20 protein-coding genes are annotated in these 14,632 nt (G+C 35.5%); all 20 read right to left on the reverse strand.

Features of this window, described 5'->3' with window-relative positions:
- Positions 1–68: 68 nt before the first annotated feature.
- The 20 genes from IGM13_RS08800 to IGM13_RS08895 all read right to left on the reverse strand — a co-directional run bounded on the left by IGM13_RS08800 (position 69) and on the right by IGM13_RS08895 (position 14,604).
- Entirely contained in the window at positions 69–269 is a 201-nt protein-coding gene (locus tag IGM13_RS08800) for a cold-shock protein (protein WP_002357053.1), read from the reverse strand.
- Between the two features lie 836 nt (positions 270–1,105).
- Complete coding sequence (locus IGM13_RS08805; RefSeq protein ID WP_002370962.1) at positions 1,106–2,347, reverse strand: LysM peptidoglycan-binding domain-containing protein; 1,242 nt, start codon at positions 2,345–2,347, stop codon at positions 1,106–1,108.
- Positions 2,348–2,581: a phage holin gene (locus IGM13_RS08810; protein WP_002384371.1), complete on the reverse strand. Its 234-nt coding sequence runs from the start codon at positions 2,579–2,581 to the stop codon at positions 2,348–2,350.
- On the reverse strand, positions 2,574–2,795 hold the full coding sequence (locus IGM13_RS08815) for a hypothetical protein (RefSeq protein ID WP_002364191.1): 222 nt from the start codon (positions 2,793–2,795) through the stop codon (positions 2,574–2,576). Before IGM13_RS08815 ends, IGM13_RS08810 begins: the two co-directional genes overlap by 8 nt.
- A 34-nt stretch (positions 2,796–2,829) precedes the next feature.
- Positions 2,830–2,985, reverse strand: a complete 156-nt coding sequence (locus IGM13_RS08820) for an XkdX family protein (RefSeq protein ID WP_002364192.1) — start codon at positions 2,983–2,985, stop codon at positions 2,830–2,832.
- Position 2,986: 1 nt separating this feature from the next.
- Complete coding sequence (locus IGM13_RS08825; protein WP_002389262.1) at positions 2,987–3,307, reverse strand: hypothetical protein; 321 nt, start codon at positions 3,305–3,307, stop codon at positions 2,987–2,989.
- Between the two features lie 13 nt (positions 3,308–3,320).
- Positions 3,321–3,812 carry a hypothetical protein gene (locus IGM13_RS08830; protein WP_002364194.1) on the reverse strand — a complete coding sequence of 164 codons (492 nt, stop codon included), beginning with the start codon at positions 3,810–3,812 and terminating at the stop codon, positions 3,321–3,323.
- Positions 3,812–4,099 carry a collagen-like protein gene (locus IGM13_RS08835; RefSeq protein ID WP_002357046.1) on the reverse strand — a complete coding sequence of 96 codons (288 nt, stop codon included), beginning with the start codon at positions 4,097–4,099 and terminating at the stop codon, positions 3,812–3,814. The genes IGM13_RS08830 and IGM13_RS08835 overlap by 1 nt, the downstream gene beginning before the upstream one ends.
- Positions 4,096–4,692, reverse strand: coding sequence for a hypothetical protein (locus IGM13_RS08840; protein WP_002357045.1), 597 nt, complete (start codon positions 4,690–4,692; stop codon positions 4,096–4,098). Before IGM13_RS08840 ends, IGM13_RS08835 begins: the two co-directional genes overlap by 4 nt.
- Positions 4,685–5,566 (reverse strand): phage baseplate upper protein, encoded by an 882-nt coding sequence (locus IGM13_RS08845; protein WP_002387290.1) that lies wholly within the window; start codon positions 5,564–5,566, stop codon positions 4,685–4,687. Before IGM13_RS08845 ends, IGM13_RS08840 begins: the two co-directional genes overlap by 8 nt.
- A gap of 18 nt (positions 5,567–5,584) precedes the next feature.
- Entirely contained in the window at positions 5,585–8,392 is a 2,808-nt protein-coding gene (locus tag IGM13_RS08850) for a phage tail spike protein (protein WP_048943897.1), read from the reverse strand.
- Entirely contained in the window at positions 8,374–9,108 is a 735-nt protein-coding gene (locus tag IGM13_RS08855) for a hypothetical protein (protein WP_002357042.1), read from the reverse strand. Before IGM13_RS08855 ends, IGM13_RS08850 begins: the two co-directional genes overlap by 19 nt.
- Positions 9,098–11,425 (reverse strand): phage tail protein, encoded by a 2,328-nt coding sequence (locus IGM13_RS08860; RefSeq protein ID WP_048945262.1) that lies wholly within the window; start codon positions 11,423–11,425, stop codon positions 9,098–9,100. The genes IGM13_RS08855 and IGM13_RS08860 overlap by 11 nt, the downstream gene beginning before the upstream one ends.
- Positions 11,426–11,672: 247 nt before the next feature.
- A complete protein-coding gene (gene gpG, locus IGM13_RS08865; RefSeq protein WP_002357039.1) occupies positions 11,673–12,023 on the reverse strand; it encodes a phage tail assembly chaperone G in 351 nt (116 codons plus the stop codon).
- Positions 12,024–12,075: 52 nt separating this feature from the next.
- Positions 12,076–12,924 (reverse strand): major tail protein, encoded by an 849-nt coding sequence (locus IGM13_RS08870; RefSeq protein WP_002387287.1) that lies wholly within the window; start codon positions 12,922–12,924, stop codon positions 12,076–12,078.
- Positions 12,925–13,299, reverse strand: a complete 375-nt coding sequence (locus tag IGM13_RS08875; protein WP_002387286.1) for a phage tail terminator family protein — start codon at positions 13,297–13,299, stop codon at positions 12,925–12,927.
- Positions 13,300–13,301: 2 nt separating this feature from the next.
- Positions 13,302–13,700 carry an HK97 gp10 family phage protein gene (locus IGM13_RS08880; protein ID WP_048945259.1) on the reverse strand — a complete coding sequence of 133 codons (399 nt, stop codon included), beginning with the start codon at positions 13,698–13,700 and terminating at the stop codon, positions 13,302–13,304.
- Positions 13,693–14,067 carry a hypothetical protein gene (locus IGM13_RS08885; RefSeq protein ID WP_002387285.1) on the reverse strand — a complete coding sequence of 125 codons (375 nt, stop codon included), beginning with the start codon at positions 14,065–14,067 and terminating at the stop codon, positions 13,693–13,695. Before IGM13_RS08885 ends, IGM13_RS08880 begins: the two co-directional genes overlap by 8 nt.
- Positions 14,064–14,408 carry a hypothetical protein gene (locus IGM13_RS08890; RefSeq protein ID WP_002387282.1) on the reverse strand — a complete coding sequence of 115 codons (345 nt, stop codon included), beginning with the start codon at positions 14,406–14,408 and terminating at the stop codon, positions 14,064–14,066. The genes IGM13_RS08885 and IGM13_RS08890 overlap by 4 nt, the downstream gene beginning before the upstream one ends.
- A gap of 13 nt (positions 14,409–14,421) precedes the next feature.
- Positions 14,422–14,604, reverse strand: coding sequence for a hypothetical protein (locus IGM13_RS08895; RefSeq protein WP_002387281.1), 183 nt, complete (start codon positions 14,602–14,604; stop codon positions 14,422–14,424).
- Positions 14,605–14,632 lie beyond the last annotated feature (28 nt).

Below are 14,632 nucleotides of genomic sequence, written 5' to 3' on the forward strand. Positions count from 1 at the left end.
GAGCCTATCAATTTAATCTTATAAAAAAAACGTTCCAATTAAATTGGAACGTTTTACCAAAACCTTTATTATGCTTTAAAAATATTAACAGCTTGCATACCGCGCTGTCCTTCTTCAATATCAAAAGTTACTGCTTGTCCTTCTTCTAATGACTTAAAACCATCCGCTTGAATTGCTGAAAAATGAGCAAATACGTCATTGCCATCTTCACCTGTAATAAATCCAAAACCTTTGTCTGAGTTAAACCACTTTACTGTACCGTTGTTCATATATGTTTCCTCCTTGTGCATACCCTGTATGCGATTTGTTGCAAAAAATGTTTGATAAGCAAAAGGAGAATTATAGTCTTATGTATAGCGCTCTCGTTACATGTCAAAATTGATTACTTATTTATAATACCATACTATTTCCTATAAAGCAAATGAGTGTATTAAAACATGATGGACCAATACTATAAAAAGGTTATAATCCATCTACTCTAGACATGAAATATAAATATACGATACAAAAACCCCCTTGCACAATTATGATACAAGGGGCCTGTAGTCTTTTACTACAAGTAATTGCTTTATTATTCTAGCAAATTAGTTTTGTTAATTCAACCAATAAAATTATTCACAACTTATTAACAAAATTGTGTTTGACTTTAAATTAGAACTGGGATATTAAGGAATATCGCTAAAGTAGCTGTACTACAATTTTCCACTTATTTAAAAGGAAACTGTTCTCAAGTAATAGTAGCTTAGAAATAGGCTAATTCTATTTTTTATTAGGATAAATTCCGTACACATTATCCTTTTCATAAATTCAAGCTTAACCTTGTTATAAAAAAAGAAAATCGGTTATGATTAACAAGTAAAATCTAAAAAAACACCTACCGCACAGACAACTGCTTGGGGAAGTACGTGCATCTGTGGTAGGTGTTTTCTTATGTAATACAATAGCTTTAAACTAAGCTACGTATGAGTAAAATTAAAATGCTCCTACCTAAGGACTTGGCATAAGATAGGAGCACCTCTTTTCTAAATCGAAAAGAGTCATAATATGAAAAGGTAACTCTATTGTAAATGAGGTACCTCTAAATTTCAACCGATTTTGCAAAAAATCAATAGCTCAATGTTTGACCAGAATAAATCAAGTTAGGATTTGCTAATCCGTTTAATGCAGCTAAGGTTTGATAAGTCGTACCAAGCTTAGCTGCAATACTTGATAAATTATCACCGTATTGAACTGTGTAAATGTTGCTTACTACTGATCCATTTACTTTCAAAATTTGGCCAGGGTAAATAAGATTTGGATTTGTCAATCCATTTAATGCAGCCAATCTTTGATAGTTTGTTCCGTATTGATAAGCAATGCTTGATAATGTTTCGCCGTATTGTACCACATGAGTCGCTTCTGGTTGTTTATCAGGAACAGTTGCCGCATCTGGCAATAATTCAATATTGCCTTTGCTGATCCATGACAAGATACCTTCAAGCAATACTCTGCTCTCAGTTACTTCTTGTACTTTATAGCTGTTTCCTTTTACCCATTGCGGAATAGCTTCGCCAGTTGCCCAAGCATCAACACTAAATTTCACTTTAACAGTGTCGCCCACTTTAACATCGGAACTTGGCGTATTTTCTACTTCTTTACCTTCCTCAATAGCTGGTGTGTTTGTTGCTGGTTGGTTATTCTTTGTATAACCATTATCAGTAATACCTGTTAAATCAACGTTACCATCTAGCCCTCCTGCAACGTAGGTTGACGTGAACTGAAAAATACCGATATTTTCAAATGAAGGAAAATAATTGTAATTTGGATAAGGTGTCACTTCATAATCTGGATATTCTGCCATCCATAATTGATACTTCTTTGCAATTCGTGATAAATCATAAGATGAAGTAAGATACCCTTTGTATCCGTAAAGCATCGGTGTATATCCAGCCTCTTTGATATAGTCTAACGCCCATAGCGTTACATCCGTCGATTGAACGCCGTCTTCCGCATCTAAGGCGACAATTGATCCCTTTGGTGTTTGAACTTTAGGTAAAAAGTAATCTAATACTTGCTTTGCATTTTCGTAGGTAAGGACGTTTTGCCACCATACATACGTATGCGCTCGTTTACCTTGAGCAATCGTACTAGCTACTTGACTAGAATAAGTAACTTGATCATAAATCCCATAGTTGTTTTGCCCACCAATTTGTGAAATTGAGAATTTATCATGTGCATAACCAAATGTTGCTTGATACCCATTCCAAATAGACAAATCAACGCCTTGGTCTCCTTTTGCAGCAAATGTGCTAATTGGTGATACAAAAAATAAGACTACCAGTAACGTTGCCAATAGTTTCTTTTTCATTTATTTATCTCCTTTCCTATCTGATAATCCAGGTGTTGTGGGATCTGTCACAATACCTAGAATAGTTAGCACAACAAATAATGCATTAACAACATCTAACAGTTGCTTATTAATCATTTCAATTTGAAATTTATATCCAAAAGGAACTGCTACTACTTGAATTAATAATAGAACTGCTGGAATAATCGAAAGCCAAAATTGTTTGTTCTTTATTCTTGATTTCCAATTAATCATTTTTATTTCCTCCAATCCCTCTAAAGAGGGTTTTATTTTGCTCTTCCAATCGGCTAATGCGTATTTCATGGTTATTTAAACGTTCAACAGCTTCCTTTAGTTCTTTCATGCTATCTTCTAATTGAGAAAAGACATGATAAAATTTCATTAATGCGAAAATAATTCCCCCTAAGAATGTAATCACTGCTAACCATTGTTCTACTGTTAAGTTCATCCTGCACCTACTTTCTACTTACAAGAAAAACCGCTTAGCTTTCGCTAAACGGTTCTCCACAAATTTTTGTATATTCTTCTTTTGTTAAGCAATTCATATTCACGTAATCTACTAAATCTTGTTTTGTATAACAATTCCAATCATACAACTGTTTAATATTATCGAAACCTGGAAAAGCATTCGTTTTCATCTTATTCCGCTCCTTTCGTAAGTTCAGCGACTTGTTTCATCAATTCGCCAGTCATTCTTTGTGTTTGTTGAATAACTTGATTCTGCTGAGAAACTTGCTTCATTAATTCCGCATTTTGCTTTTGTAAAAGTTCCAATTCCGTAGGTGGCGTTGGCTCTGGTTCTGGCACATTATCAGGATCGTATATTAAGCTTGTTCCGTCCCAGCGATAATTAAAAAAATCTGTTGGCTCTTTTTCTACTTCAAGTTCAATTTTATTCGGTTGTTCCATTGTGGAATATCCGTCTAAATAACCTTGAATATCATCAATCCAAATTTTCATGTTCTCTTTCCTCCTAGTATTCATAAATCGCACTTAACGCAAACATTTTACTGCCTGAACCAGCCGTATCACTAGAAGAGGCATTTAAGTCGTTTCCAGTAATTTTAGTATCCTTAATATATAAATATTTCCGTACTAAATTAGTATAGTATCCATGTAAAAGGAAAATAACTCCCCCAGAACCTGGATTCTGCGCATGCTGTTTAGGCACTAAGAAAAAGTGATAACACGCACCGTTCAAAGCTCCTTCTTTGGTATATTCTTGCCATTGTAAAATCCAACCATTCTCACACTGTGAAAGAGACTTAGAAGGTACTTGCCCATTTCCTGCAGCTCCGCCATACCATGCACCTGTCCACAACGGTTCTTTTTTGGTAATTTTTTGATATGCTTTGTCCGCATCTATTTTTTTTATATAAGATTCAAGCCCATCAATTGCGGCAGTATGTGTTTTAAGATAGACTGGTTTTCCTTTTTCTTTTAATTGAACAATATCTGTTGTCATTACACTTCCCCTACCTTTTCAAACGTAATTGCTGGCAATCCATCTAGCTTTGTTTTATCTTCTTTAGACATCAAGCCATTTTTTATTGAGGTTGCAACGTCTGTCGTTGTTGCATTTTGCCCTGCTGGACCTTGCGGACCAACGTCTCCTTTATCTCCTTTTGGACCTTGTGGACCTGGGTCTCCCTTTTCACCTTTCAATACTTCTGGTTTCCCTTCCACAGCATTCCAATGTGTTTGAGGAAATACCTGTGTTCCTCCTTGTTTTACTTTAACAATATCTGTCATTCAACTTCCCCTACTCTCTCAAACGTAATATCAGGTATTCTGTCAATGGCTTCTTGAACTTTTTGGTCAACATATTGTTGATTCACTCCGCCGCCATCGCCACCACCAGTTGCTGAAATAACACCATCTTCTGAAATAGAAATATTCGCTCCAGCAGTATAACCTTTCAACTCTTCCAGTTTCGATTTTAGTTCAGTGGTGAAATTTTGATCTGTTTGCTTTACCGCAGACAACGTTCCGTCTTCTGTAATTTCTAACAGTTGGCCAACCTTTATTCCGCCCAGTTCATCTGCGGTAGCGATTGGAAGAATGTACACGCCTCCCTCGCCATTTGACAACCGTTGAAACATTTCAGCAGTGATAATACCGTCTGTTTCTTCTGTCGCATAAGGAAGTTCTGTCAGTGCATTTTCTAAGCCTAGATCTGCTTTAGTGATAATTACTGCCCCAGTATATCCATTAACAGATAATACTTTTGATTGACCCGCAATAATTTTTTCTAATCCTCGAACAGCGGATGCATGTGTAATAGGATAAAACTGACGTTCCACGCCATTTTCATCGGTTTCCATCATTCGTTTTGCTTTAACCACTTATTTCACCCACTTTTTCAAACACATAAGCGTTCTGTTTTGTATCATCAACTGTTGCGATAACCAATGCCCCATCGATCGCAGGATAATCAACTGTTCCAACAATTTCTGTTTCATGATTCAGTGAAAAAGCATCATCTTGTAAAATAATCAAGTCACTTATTTCGCCATATTCTAACGTATATAAGCGTTTCTCTAATTTCTGATACAAATATTCCATATCTGCCAATAAACGTTCAGAAATTGAATTATGGCGCACTCCTTGAATGTCTACACGTGCATCCATTAGCTCGGCTAACATCGTACCGCCAGGATCAATCGTTTTTAAAATATCTTTGATTGATTCGAACCATGAAGTGAAATCTGTTTTTTGCGCATCTCGCCACGCTTCGAACTCTTCTTTTCTAGCATTCATCCAATCAGTAAAATCACCCTTATTTTCGTTGATAAAAGCGTTCATGTCCGCGATTAAATCTTCAATGGACTGCCAATAAGAACCCATTTCACCTTCTGTTTTCGAAGCAGCATTCACTACAAAATAAGAAAAGTTTTGCGTTGCACCAATCAGGTTATCACCTTTATGAATACTGAAATATGCTTCTTGTCTGTGTAACGACTGCATAGAATATTCATCAAAGGTATACTGAATAATCCCTTTTTTGGCATTCACAATTTTTGCTGAACGTTGAATCGGATATTTATTATCAATAACCGATTCAAAAAAAACTTCGCAACCTGTTAAATCAAGTGGCAAAGCATTTTCAACTAGTATGGCTTCTAAGACTTCTGTGTTTCGATTTCCTTGTCGTACATTCTGAATCCCAATGTAATTGTAAGGTTCAGTTGTACTTAGCGTTGCTTGCCATTTAACCATTGAAAAATCCTCCTTTCGTTATTTTGGTGGAATAACAATCGATTGAATAGAATTAGCAAAATATAATCGGTCATATTTTGCGACAATTTGCCCTTGCTCGGCGTTCTGTTCTATGGTTTGGATACGTCCGTTATTTAAGCCGTAAATCACGCCCGTGTGACCATATGTTGGGTCTACTGTCCAACCTGTTCCCCATTGGCCACCTCGTCTAATATTGACGATTGCTCCTACCACTAAATCTTGATACGTTGGATTTTGGATTACTCGCCAACCTACCGCATTCCAATCATATGCTTCACCAATATCTGCAGCAGATGATGTATCACCAATTACATGTGAAAAGCCATAAATTGTTCCTGCACCTAAACCACAGCCGCCCATAAAACCAGAATATTCGGCTGGAACGGCATAACATTGCCCATTACCAAGCCATTTGCCCATTAAGGTCTCCAAATGTTCTATGCCAGCTTTTCCTGTTGCAGTAGAAGCTTTCAAATCTTTGAATTTGTCATACCATACTTGTGCATAGGTTTGTCTTTCTGGATGTGCTGCAGCTGGACGTTCAAAGTTTAATTCAAACGCATAAGCAGCTGTTTTAGGCGAGCTGACAACTTTAAATTCATCAACTGTTAATGGACTTACTTGTCCTAACCATTGCCCATTGAACATACACCAATTAATTAATTGAGCTTGGGCTAATGACGTCCTATAGTCTTGTTTGATACCTGCAGCTGCGATTAAGCGTTGTACATATTCTCGGCCATTCCAAGTTGGTGCGCCTACCAATGGATATGCTGAACCGTCCCATTGAACCCATCCGTAAGCTGGACCGCCTATTTGTTCGGTATCTGGGTTCATACTTGGACCAACTTCTCCTTGTACATTTCCGAGGATACCTGCAGCAGCTGCTTTGCTGTATCCGTTAGCTAATAGGTAACTCCATAAGTCCCAAGCAAATTTATCTGCATCGCTTGTAACTTCTGATGGATAACCACCTGTACCAGCTCCAGAACCACCACCACCATTTTGACCAGGGATAACTTCTTTGCCGCCCACAATCAATCGATCAACTGTCAGAATTGCTTTACTTCCATTTGGACCAAAAAAGTTAAAATTATTTCCAACAAAAAACTGTGTAGGACCAGTAATTAAATGTCCTGTGCCTGATTGGTTAGACAAACCAATAATTTTTTGGGGATTATCTGCGACTAATAGTAATGAATTCCCATCAGAAACTATTGGATTTCCATTTTTATCTGCTAACCCTGGAAAAGGATTTCCCTTTGTTCCCATCGTGCCAACGTGACTATTACCATTCCAAAACTCCATCCCTTTTTTAGTTAATTCCATGATTTTTTTCTTATTATTCCAAGCTTGTAAAGTACCGTTTACCATACGTAAAATATCTCCACAGCTATTAAATGATGTTTCAAAAATATTAGATTTTATTTTGCCAGCTCCTATAAAGTCCGCATTCAATACTCCATTAATTCCCCATGCATTTTTAAATGGACCTTTCCAACCAGTTCTTGAGAATCCAATTCCTTTGTGATTAATTGCAATCACATCTTTTGCAGTATCCGTGGATTCCGTATCTAAGTAATAATGGGTGTTAGGTCGATTTTTAGGATACTGACGTATACTTCCGCCTTCAACACCGTTAATCAAATCAGTAATATAATCTACAAAATCACTCATATACTCTTTTTTTGTCAATGTTTTTATAGCTTCTTGAAAGTCTTGACTTTGCTGTTTATAAAAAGCAACTTGGATATCTCCCGCAGTGATTTTTATTGTTTTTTCTGCTAAAGCATCATAGACAATTCCTGTAACTTTCGTTTGAATGTCAATATCATAAAGCTTGTGGTACACAGTGAATGTATCGAATAAATTATAGTTACGCATCTTAGCAAATTCTTTTGCTTCTTCTGAATCTGTAAGTTTCTCAATTTCTAATTCAATAGAAACTTTAGGCTTATCACTTCCTGGATATAATGTAGTGAAGTATTTACTTGCCACTTTATTTAAGCTAGCTATATCTTTTACTCCTTGATCTTCAGTAAACTGAATGTATTGAGCGTAAACATCAGGATACTTACTGATATATTCGCTTTTAACTGCATTTCCATAAATCCGTTGAGAAGTTCCGTCTGCTCCACTTTGAAGCTCTGCAAATGGCAAAACTTTAGTAACAATTGATTGCCAATCAAATTTAATGGTTAATCCTTTTAAATCTTTACCATAACGAACAGTTCCAACGTTATCTCGTCCTCTACGCCTTAGCAAAGATAATTTAAAAGGCTCTCGTTTTATTTCTCCGCCCCAGTATTGAAGTAGAGAACCTTGTTCCCCTGCAATACAATTCAATACATTTCTAGCTTCAAATGTAGTGCTAGAAGCTGTATTTATATCAGAATATAGTTTGATATCACAAGGTTCGTCCATGTTCTGTTCGATTAATTTCATTGCTTCTGCACCATTACGATTATCAACTGTTACTAGCCTCACTTGTCTGTTTCCTAGCTTATAAGTACGAGATTGGGCATAAATAACAATGCTATTAGTAAAAGTATCTTTAAACGTTTGTTTGATCTCAAAAATGTGGTATTCTTCTAAGTCATTTGGCTTTGCTTTAATTTGATAGCCATTTTCGAAATAATCACTAAATCTGCTAATCGCTGGATAGTCCATTTCTAGTTCATATTTTCCGTTTGCTTCTTCAGTGATTTCGCAACGTGTCGCATCAACAAGACGTCCTAATCCATTTGTTGAAAAATCTTTTTCTCCAGGTTTAAAAATAACTGGAATCAAACCTTTCGCCTCCAATTCGGCTGAACCTTAAACTCTGTTACTTTACCAGTCCAGCGAAAATTATTCTCTCCACATTTTAAAATCGGATAATCTTTAAAAAGTGTTTTATGATCCAAGATTTCAAATGCTCCACCTGATTTTCTATAAGCTTCTTGTTTTTCTGAATCTATAATGATGTCACCGTTAATTGCTTTTAATGAATATGATTGATTATTGATAAAAAAAGAAATATCCCCAGACCCCAAAATCTGAATAATGGGTTCTGAAGGATATTTTTCTGTATTGATTAACTGATTAGGATTACTTATCCAATATTGGCCAATACGATTTTTCTTAAAAGGTCGGATACTTACAGTAAATTCAAAAGGAATTAAAACCCCGCTTTTTCTTGTTCCTGTAAATTTTGGTGGACTCGTTACAATCGCCTGATAAATATAATGCTCATCAAAATAGACAATAAAATCAGAATAGTTTCCCATATCGAGCCAAAAGGAAATTTCATCTTCTAAAAAAGAAACTTCTTGTAAAGTATTTGCTTTCGCATAGCATGTAATGGTACGTTCTACATTTTTATAATATGCAAAATCAACGGCTATTGAATCATTACCCATTCGCTCCCTAAGCTCTACCACACGTCCTGCAGAAAGTCGTTCAGGTCTTTCTCTCATAAATACATTGAATTCAGAACTATGTTTTCCATTAAGAAAAAACTGTCCTCTTTTAAATTCCACCAAAAGCACCCCCAGTTGCATCACTATCTCTATTTTTAACAATTTGAATATACTTAACGAGGTCTTTAGCCATATCCATTAATTGTTTTTCATTTAATTTTCCCATAGCTTGTATATTGATATTGAAAGTATCACCGCCAATATTAGTCGTAGCATTACCTTTATTTTTAGCTAAGCTTTCTGTTTGAGCTCCTTGTTGGTTGATATATCTGCCAGTAGTAGAAAAATTTGGTAACTCTGTTGGTAAATCGGTCATTTTTTTCACTGATTTGTCAAGCGTTCCTTTTTCTTGGTCAATACCAGCTACAACACCTAATACAATATTTTTACCAATCATATCCCGCATCCATCTTGAAGGTGAATGAATGCCTAAAGCACCTTTGATTTTTTCTTTAATATTACCAGCAACTTCTTTAATTTTTTTATTCACAGCACCAATCATTGAACCAATACCGTTAACTAATCCTTGGATAATATTTTTACCAATTTCAAATAAATCGATATGGCGCATATCATTAAAGGTTTGCTTCACATTTTCAACTGTATCACTAACGCTTCTTTTAAGATTATTCCACGCATTTTTAGCACCTTGTACCAAATTGTTGAAAATATTAACTGTTCCCTGTTTTAAGTTTTCCCAACCGTTAATGATGCCGTCTTTTATACCTGTCACAAGATCAACAATCCACTGTTTAAAATTATTCCAGGTATCTTTTGACCATTGAACAGTTGCGTTAAATGTATCAACTGTGCCTTGTTTTAAGTTATTCCAACCATCAATTACACCATTTTTAATGTTTTCTACTGTTTCAAAGAACCAAGTTTTCAAACTTTCTCCAACACTTTTAGCACTGTCAGCAGCACTTTGTTTAATATTTTCCCATGTATTTTTTGAGCCTTCTTTTGTTGAATTCCAAAGTCCACTGAAAAATTCCTTGGTACCGTTCCACTTATTTTTAACCCAGTCGGCTGCATTTCCAGGTACTTCTTTCATCCATGTGCCAGCATTCGAAAAAGCCTCTTTTGTGCCATCCCACATGTTACTGAAAAATTTCATTGTGGAATCCCAAGCTTTCACAACTGTTTCTGCAGCACTAGAAATAAATTCTTGTATATTTTTCCAAATATTTTTAACAGCATCCCTAAACCCTTCGTTAGTCTTCCAAAGATAAATAAATCCTGTAACTAAACCTACAACTGCAGCTAAAATAGCGACAAACGGATTCGCCAACATAGTTGAATTAAGTATCGCTTGCGCAATTGATAATCCTTCTGTTGCTTTTTGCCAAGCCGTGAATGCTGCACTTACTTTTTTAGCAAGCATCAACGTTCCAATACTGCCAGCTAAACCTGCAAGCAATGGAGCATAAGGTTTTAACGTATCATACAATGTTTTGGCTGTTTTAATCATTGGCGGAATCATCTCGGCAAATTTAGATAAAGCTGCTTCCATTTTTGCCCCTTTGTCAGCAATGATTTCACTAATACTTCCAAAACCTGCACTTTTTAAGCCTTCGTCAATTTTAGTTACAACGTTAGCCACACCACGAACGATTGCAGTCTTCATGTTAGCTAAACCTGTTTTAATACCAGCGGTAGAATCTTTAGCAATCTGTTCTAATGATTTAAGACCGCCACCGCCTTCTTTATTTAATTTGATTAAAGCATCTTGAAATTCTTCAACTGAAATTGAGCCATCAGAAAGCCCTGCTTTCATCTGTCCAGCTGTTAATCCCATCTGTTTTGCTAAAGCGTTTAATGCTGGTCCTAAACCACTATTAATCATTGAATTCCAAGTTTCAGCATCTACTTTACCATTTGAGAACGATTGGGACAGCTGGATAATAGCATTTTCTACCATTTCAGCAGAACCACCAAAACCGAGGATACCGTTATTTAAAGCTGCGAAAATCTGTTCTGATTTACCTAAATCATTTGTTGATGAAGCGATTAATTGAACACCTTTAATAGCGCTATCTAACGGCGTAGGCAGCCCTTGGATACTTTTCTTTAAGCTATCCATTGTTTTAGATGTTTCACCAGCTGAAAAGCCCATATTTTCAAACACACGATTTGCGTTATTTAACGTATCTACACGATTAATGGCCCCGTCGATGTTGCTGGTAATCAATCCAATACCTTTAGAGATAATTTTAGTTGCTCCGCTAGCTAAAAAGTTACCAACAAAAGACGTCCATATGCTCCCAAGAGATCGGCCGCCTTTTTGTCCTGTTCTATCAACTTCAACATCAAAGCCTTGTAACTTTTTTACTGCTGAATTTAATCCTTGTGAAAAGCCAGATTCATCCAGTATCATTTTTAAGACTAAGTCTTCATTGTTCAAAAAGTACCCCCTCCCTCTTAGAACATAGTATTTTCATCAAGATATTTGATATTTTCAAATTCGTCTACAGCATCTTTAAATGCATAAATTTTCAAAAGCTCGTTTAAATCTGTGTTTTCGATCTCATTTAAAGTCCACCCATTCTCAAGAAGCGAACTTTTTAGTTCTGCTTCTCGATATTGTGGCGTGTACTTAAAATGAGGATGATATAAAAGTTCCGTTACTTTTTTTTCTGTTCAGAATAAATTGCATCATAACCAGAAGTAACAGAACCTAACAATTGAGCTGTAATTTTCAATAATTCACGAGCATCCATACCGTCAATATATTCTTGTCCAGTAAACTGTTTTTCAAAAATAACGTCAGCAATAAAGTCATAGCATTCTCTTAAAATAGGACGAATTGCTTCCATATCATTTGTTTTTGTTGCTTCTTCTAACCTGATTTGTAAATCCGTACCTGTATCCATGACTGAACCTGGTAAAAATTCTGCCGACGTGAATTGTTTTGTAGTATATTTGCTTCCATCTTTAATCATTAATTTAATTTTTTGTTGAAATTTACTTGCCATTTTAATTCCTCCATATAAAATAGGACGACAAGGTCGTCCTAAACTGTTATTTTTAATCTGCTGTTGTTACATTTAATGTACATTTTGCGGTAAAGTTACCATCTTCTGTTGTGACTACGATTTCCGTTGTCCCTTCTCCTACAGCAGTAACCTTCCCTTGAATTGGTGTTACAGTTCCAATAGCCTCACTTTCTGAACGGAACTGATATTTTTTATTTGAGGCGTTATCTGGTGTAATTGTCGGTGTTAAGGTTGCTGTTTGGCCAACTTTTAAATTTAACTCTGTTTGGTCTAAAGTTACACCAGTAACAGCAGTAGTATTTTCTTTACGTGGATCCATTACCTCAGTAAACCAGTTTTTAATCATCTCTAAGTCAACACCTTCATCGTCTTCATCCACGGAATACATATAACCCAACCCTGGAACATCAACGAAAGACCCCGTCCATTCTGGATGGGTATAAGATACTGAACTTCCTTCTAATGTAGATGTTTCATCAGATGTTAAAGCAAATTTTCCTTTATAGAAAATCGTATAGCGATATTTACCGTTCGATTTTCGGCGACGATAAGCAAATGCGCCATCTGATGCAATATCATCCGCAGACCGCAATACGCCACCCTTTAATTTTTTTCCCCCTGTAATTTCAGCTAAAACTTCATTTTGGTAGCCGTTTGTTTCTAAAGTAACTTCTGCACCACCAAATGCAACATACTGATCTTGAACTACACTATCGCCATAGTCAGGCGTTGTTTCTGTTGTAACATCTGGTTTGATACTTACAGCAGTACCGATTGTAATTGGCGCTCCGTAAACTGGAAAAGCGCCCGTTTCGTCTGTTAGTGGGAACCACGTTGGCTTCTCTACAGAAATGACACTTACATTTTTCTTTTTTGCCATCTATTTTTCACTCCATTCAATTAATTGAGGGAACGCAACATTAAAATTGATATGTTGAATTCCGTCTGTTTTAAACGTTTGATAATCTTCTGGAAACAATTCGTTTCCGTCCAAATTCAACACATTAAAAAAAGCCCCACAGCTTTCTGTTAGGCTTTTTACTAATTGTTTATCTTTCTTACTATCAACCAGTGCAATATCAACATTGTATGCTTTATTTTGAACGTTTTGACCTACATTATCAGTCATGCTTTCTTCTACGCTCAAAACGAAATAAAACGGTTCTGACGATTGCATCACATTATCAAGATAGATAGGTGCATCCGAGAACTGTTTTATTGTGTCAGTAAGCATTTTTAAAATTTTATCGTACATATCTATCCTTTCTTAACAATGATAATCGCCATTTGTTTAAATCGTTTCGGAATATATGTTGCATTAGCTAATTTATTAGATTTTTGCAACATAAATCTGCCTTTAACAAATCCGCCATTTTTTGTTCGGTGGCCATCGTTTACATATCTAAAATATTTTTCATTATTAATCAATGCTCCCACGATACGACCATTAGACAGCTTTCTAGCTTTAATGATTCGATAACCTCGTCTTAAATCACCCGATTTAATTGGTGTCATAGGTACAATTAACTGATAAATTTTAGCTAACGAATCATTCACCATTGCAGCACCTTCTTTTTCAGCAATGGGTGTCATTTTCTTTAAATTTGCAATAACTTTATCAGCATTTGATTTCATTCTAAGATCGCTTTTACTCATCAATTGAACTTCCTGATAGCACTACTTCTATATGGCTTGGATAATAAAAAGGTTTTTTTGAAAATAACACATGTTTTTGACCTGTACCTTGAGTAATAGTTATTCTATCTCCTTTTTTAACTTTTATATTAGGTTCTAAAAAAAGTTTTTGTTCTTCATAAGAGATATTAAACTTAAACGCTTCTTTGTTTTCTATTACAGGTAAGTTTCCCATACTTCCTTGAGAGAAAGCACAGGGTAACTTGCCATCATGAATTGGAAAATAAACTTGTTCAGTAATTCCGCTTTCCACATTTTCAATATCACTTATTCGCTCAATAACACAGGTATCAAAATAAGTAGCTGCTAAAACTTCTGCTTCATTCAATAGAAAAACACCCCGCTATCACAGCCTAAAATACGTTTAATGGCACTGCTATAGTTCTTCATGAGTGATTGTATGTCTTTTGATTCAACTACATAACTAATTGATGTATCACCACGTTTTACACTAGCTACAGACTTATCTATTTCGTTTTTTAAAGCTTTATAGATAACCTCAATTATAAGTGGTTCAAACTCGTCCCAAGCAATATCAATTTTACAAGTATTGTAAGAATTGATTTCAAAGATAACAAGGTTTAAAACAGACAAAATCCTATCTTCAGAAGCGTTAGGTAGCATCAATTGAATTTTCTCAACGATTTCTTCTTTTTTTTCATCAACCATAAAGCATCATTACCTAAACTTTAAAAGTATCTGCAGCACGTTCTAATATTTCAATAGCTTCTTTATCGTCTTCTGAAACTATAAATTCATTATTTTCGTTTGCTGTGATAAATTTTTTTGTTTTAGGATGCATAAAGCCCACAAAGTTTTTCTTGTCAAGTACACGATAAGTTACTTCTTTTTTTGCTGTTGCCATTTTTAATTTCCTCCTTTGTTATTATATT

The sequence above is a fragment of the Enterococcus sp. DIV0561 genome (genome assembly GCF_050539875.1).
Taxonomy (GTDB): domain Bacteria; phylum Bacillota; class Bacilli; order Lactobacillales; family Enterococcaceae; genus Enterococcus; species Enterococcus faecalis.